A 779-nucleotide genomic window follows, 5' to 3' on the forward strand; every position below is an offset into this window, starting at 1 on the left:
TCTGTCCCTTTGCCGTCTGACAAGCGTTTCAGCTCACGGATCAGATCCATTGAGAATCGACGCCATTCAATGTTACGTGCAAGCTTCTGATTTAACTCGCTCAACAGCATGCAATCTGTGTGTCGGCGCACCATACGACTACGGAAAAACGAATACAGCTGGAACACCAACGTATGTTGTTTCAGGATTTCTGGTGGGAACAAGAAGAAATAATCGCGTGTTAGTAGTTCTTCGTAGAACGACGGTTCCCACACCAAGATGTATAAGTTGGGTTTAATACGAATTTCGCCATCACTGCCTTCAACGGGCGCTTCTTCTGAAGCCGTGATGGTACGGGCTAAGAAGCGGAAGCGGTCACTCTTAAAGCCTTCGGGCATATTTTCACTGAGCCATCGGCCAGTGAGTTCATGCAGTTGGAAATCGGTAAACTCGATACGATCGATACTGTCACGGATGGAATCACGTGCTGGGCCACTGTCTTTTTTGCCACGTAATGACAAAATATCGGTGATGTAGAGCGGCGTTTTATTCGGAACGTGCGCGGCATCCATTTGATACTGATCTTTATGATGATCATGGTATTGCACTGTCAGAGTAAACAACGCAAACAGCGTCATCAGATCATCGACTGTCATGATATTTTTGGAAGATCGCGTTTCAATCACCGCTTTGGTGCCTGAGATCGACACCATGGATTTCTGATAGCTTTTACGAGTGCGAGGTGGTGCAAGTGCTTGGTCAATGATCCCAGCCCAATTCGTTGGTGAAACGACAAATTG

At 46.7% G+C, this 779-nt stretch carries 1 protein-coding gene; it reads right to left on the reverse strand.

Translation table 11 applies throughout. The annotated features are described in order from the left end of the window. A partial coding sequence (locus tag R7Z47_RS24550) for a replication initiator protein RctB domain-containing protein (RefSeq protein ID WP_318130721.1) occupies window positions 1–779 on the reverse strand: 779 nt, incomplete at both ends.

The sequence above is a fragment of the Vibrio sp. 1641 genome (assembly GCF_033339995.1).
Taxonomy (GTDB): domain Bacteria; phylum Pseudomonadota; class Gammaproteobacteria; order Enterobacterales; family Vibrionaceae; genus Vibrio; species Vibrio alginolyticus.